Origin of the sequence: Photorhabdus sp. S10-54, from assembly GCF_963878145.1 — a bacterium.
GTDB lineage: Bacteria > Pseudomonadota > Gammaproteobacteria > Enterobacterales > Enterobacteriaceae > Photorhabdus > Photorhabdus kayaii.
In genome coordinates this window covers 1-3,563 of record NZ_CAWNXG010000098.1, presented here as the reverse complement: position 1 = coordinate 3,563, position 3,563 = coordinate 1, and the positions used below count along the sequence as shown (strand labels likewise).

8 protein-coding genes and 1 pseudogene are annotated in these 3,563 nt (G+C 43.8%); all 9 read left to right on the top strand.

Translation table 11 applies throughout. The annotated features are described in order from the left end of the window. A pseudogene (locus AACQ83_RS23520) lies at positions 1 to 342 on the top strand (ORF6N domain-containing protein); the annotation flags it as partial. 211 nt (positions 343 to 553) lie between these two features. Beyond that, complete coding sequence (locus AACQ83_RS23515; RefSeq protein ID WP_049583066.1) at positions 554 to 742, top strand: hypothetical protein; 189 nt, start codon at positions 554 to 556, stop codon at positions 740 to 742. 145 nt (positions 743 to 887) lie between these two features. After that, a complete protein-coding gene (locus AACQ83_RS23510) occupies positions 888 to 1,487 on the top strand; it encodes a hypothetical protein (RefSeq protein WP_112886959.1) in 600 nt (199 codons plus the stop codon). 12 nt (positions 1,488 to 1,499) lie between these two features. After that, a complete protein-coding gene (locus AACQ83_RS23505; protein WP_112879814.1) occupies positions 1,500 to 2,075 on the top strand; it encodes a hypothetical protein in 576 nt (191 codons plus the stop codon). Further along, on the top strand, positions 2,072 to 2,293 hold the full coding sequence (locus tag AACQ83_RS23500) for a hypothetical protein (RefSeq protein WP_049583063.1): 222 nt from the start codon (positions 2,072 to 2,074) through the stop codon (positions 2,291 to 2,293). The genes AACQ83_RS23505 and AACQ83_RS23500 overlap by 4 nt, the downstream gene beginning before the upstream one ends. Then, entirely contained in the window at positions 2,290 to 2,565 is a 276-nt protein-coding gene (locus AACQ83_RS23495; protein WP_112886958.1) for a hypothetical protein, read from the top strand. The genes AACQ83_RS23500 and AACQ83_RS23495 overlap by 4 nt, the downstream gene beginning before the upstream one ends. Next, the gene (locus tag AACQ83_RS23490) at positions 2,549 to 2,854 is read left to right on the top strand and encodes a DUF551 domain-containing protein (RefSeq protein WP_112879812.1); all 306 of its coding nucleotides are present in this window, start codon (positions 2,549 to 2,551) and stop codon (positions 2,852 to 2,854) included. Before AACQ83_RS23495 ends, AACQ83_RS23490 begins: the two co-directional genes overlap by 17 nt. Beyond that, positions 2,844 to 3,068, top strand: a complete 225-nt coding sequence (locus AACQ83_RS23485; RefSeq protein WP_112879811.1) for a hypothetical protein — start codon at positions 2,844 to 2,846, stop codon at positions 3,066 to 3,068. Before AACQ83_RS23490 ends, AACQ83_RS23485 begins: the two co-directional genes overlap by 11 nt. 9 nt (positions 3,069 to 3,077) lie before the next feature. Further along, complete coding sequence (locus AACQ83_RS23480; RefSeq protein WP_112879810.1) at positions 3,078 to 3,401, top strand: hypothetical protein; 324 nt, start codon at positions 3,078 to 3,080, stop codon at positions 3,399 to 3,401. Positions 3,402 to 3,563 lie beyond the last annotated feature (162 nt).

The following is a 3,563-nucleotide window of genomic DNA, read 5'->3' as shown; positions in this document are numbered from 1 at the left end:
CGCCGCCTTAACCAGGTTGAAGAAAAAGTTGAACAGGTTCATGAAACCATTGAGCAAATCAAGCAAGGCGCTATTCCCACGGGCTGGATTGGGTTCTCTCTGGCTGCGACTGAATCAGGATTGACCAATGCCAAGTGCCGTACCTTAGCTGAACAGTACAACGTACCAACGGACAGCATTACTATCATGACACCAGACGGACAACCTCGTCCGATGAAAGTCGTATTTAAAGAGGACTTCATGAACGCTTTCCGTCTGATGATGGGTGAAGCCGAACAACGTAAATCCAAATGGTATCACCCAAAAATGGGCTTATTTCAGGTTATCGGATGGGAGGATTAATCATGGAAGCTTTATTTCTTATACTGCTTTTACCGGTCATAGTTTTTTTTCATTACCGCAACTTATGGGTATATCAAGTCAGAAAGCGCGTACTATCTGAACTTGGATTAAAAACATATAAACAGCTTGCTTCATACAATGTGATGGTATTTAAGTTCTGGATATGGAATTGGCACCGTTTTTTATCTTCTGATAAAAGGAGGGGTGAATAATGGCGGCACGATTAGAAATTATTATCTCGTTTGATGAAGACTTAAATAAATGCCATGTTGAATATACAACAGGAGAAAGTTTGGACATTGTAAATGAGGAAAAAGAAGTCATTATCCAGCTAAGGAATAAATTACTCTGTTCGATGGAAAATGAATTAGCTAGAGGTATTCGGCATTACCTTCATTAAATAATATGACATTTAATTATTCACAATCAATTGGCATAAATAGGCTTAACGTGTTTACGCCAAATATAAGGAAACAGAAATGAAAAACGAAAGGGTATCACCCCAAAATGGGACTGTTTCAGGTTATAGAATGGGAAGATAAATAATGAACAAATATCACCCCGAAACATCATTTGATTACGGCAAATATGGCGTCATTGTCATCACTGAGGCAGCGAACAGCAAAACCATGAGCTATGCGGAGGCATTGGTATCGTTGGACGCGGGTCAATATGACCATGATTTATTACTGGGCTTTGAATTGATAGCAGCTATTTCTCAGGGCTGGAAAGCAGGCTTCCATGCGCCGACCAGCGATCAACGGTTGATGTTGTGGCGATGGGTTGTATCAGCCTCGTTTGTGCGAGAGCAAATAGACAGAAACGGTACTCGTGAAGTTGATAACGACAAAGGCGGCACCGATACCGCGGCGATTTACGTTAATGGTGTATCTGCAATCACGGTCTACCCATTAGTAGAGCGCGTGATGTTAGCAACCCATATTGAGGGGTTCGCCTTTGAGCGGTCCGGTAGCGAAGACGGGGCGGATATGGCGGTCAGAATGTACATGGATTTTATCAATATGCAGCCAGAGAACGGCAATTGGCTATCTGAGAAAGGGCGCGAGGGGCTTTCTATCTTGCATGATGAATTAATCAAATCGGCAGAGTCTGGCGAGTTTGACTCTATGCCCGTCTTTCATTGACAGGAGACTCACATGATTATTGATACCAATTTATTACGTGCCGCACTGGTCTGTGTGGCCAAAGAAGAACGGGCGGAAAAATACCCCGGATTAACCGGGGTGCATATATCACCTAAATATATTGAGGCTGCTAACGGGCATGTTGCCGTTCGTATGGAGCACAACATTGACACTGAGACTGACCTAATTATTCGGTTTGATGGCGATATTCCAGAAGCCGCTGAAAACACAAAGATAGACTTAGAGGGAGGTAGCAAGGCATTTCACTACGATGAAGATGGTCGCCTGTTTGGCTTTAATAATCTGAAAATACTGAATGGTCGTTTTCCTGATTTTGACAAAATCATCCCAACAGAGAAGCAGGATGTTATGCCGTTCTTTCGCACCGAGTATCTGTCCTACCCCTCTCAGATGTTTGATGGGGTGGGAACGATGATAATGGAGCCATCCGGCATGAAGACAGCTTGCCGCTTTCGGTTCTGCCCGCTGACGAACAAGTATTACGGCAACCCTGTTTTTATAGTCATGCCCTGCCCAGAGGATATTTTCGAAGTAATAGAGCGGGAAATGAGGGGGTGGGAATTATGAAAATCAAATATCTTGATGAAGGTATGGTTTCAAAAATCATTGTGACCAGCTTTATAACTGAACGCCGCAAACATAACCGTTGTGTCGATGCCGCCCTGTTTATGACATCTGTTCGCGCTTCGTCTGTCGGCTTTCTATTAAAGAAAACCGTCATCACAGGCAAAACAACGCACGTATTGCGGGCATACAAAATCCTTTTCAGGGAGAGCGAACAGTGACGGAAGAACATCACCCGATAACAGATACCGATGATGAACTGGTCAGAACGGCATTCCATATCGACGATGGCAGGGACTATACACAGCGGATCATTCATCGCATGAAACGTAATTTTTACATTCACGAGGGCGTTTGCCCTCCTCTGCCACCAGCGCCGCAAGTGGCGAATGTGAAGTTAACACCCGTTAAGAAGACCAAGAAACGCCGCAAATCACGTAATAAAGAAATAAAAAAGGAGTTCACAAGTGGGAAAAATGACATTTGTTGTTGAATATGCCGATGGCAAAGAACCAACTTTTTCCATCAATACCAACATTCTCGGCGGCAGGCCAGTAATTATCTCACTGGGTGACAGAGTAACCCCTGAGTGGATATCGATTGAGGATGCGCTACCTAGTGAGAGGATTGGGAGCAACACCCTTTTAGTAACTGATGCCCAAGGATTTGTTACTTGCGATCGGTTTAATCACCGTGTCGGGGATTTTGAAGAAAACAGATCTAATGTAACTCACTGGATGGAATTACCTGAATCACCAGAGGAGGTGAGTAATGTACTTTGAATACACAGTTGAGGGAGTCAAAGGCAGGTATAAAAGCCACACGCCATATTTTGCCCCGGACAGTATCGCTGAAGATGCGGCAGAAGATTTTTGGCATTCCCACGGCGGATGTGATCATGAATGGCCCTTGAACTTCACAATACTCATCGGTGGCGAAGATGAAGGAACGTACTCTGTTGACGTTGTGCAAACTATCACATTTTCAGTTCAGTGAGGAAAAAGTATGATCAATAATTCATTCCACTTAACCCAAGTAATAGCTTCGGCATGGGGTGATCCATCCTATATCACTGATGCTGTCTGGAATGCCGGTTACAGAAAAGCCGCCAGAACATCAGAAGATATGATATTGGTGACACTTAAAGTCATCGAGGATTCTTATTACAGTGATATTGCATATGAGTATTGGCCCAAAGACTTAGAAGCCGTACTTGCTGCTGAACTGAATTTCCTGATTGATGATTTAGTCTGGTCAGACAAAACAACTCCGGCAACAGTGGCACGGATAATTTTGGAGAACGGTTATCAAAAAGGAGATGAAAAATGAATCAATCACCCTACGTCAAAACAAAAGAACTTGCAGATCGGTACGGTGTAACACCACACACGATAAGGTTATGGGCGAGCAACGGGAAGCAAAAGCGGGAAGGCTTCCCGAGGCCCAAGTTTAAATCCGACCAACTTAATTTTTTGTGGCAGGATATTCTTG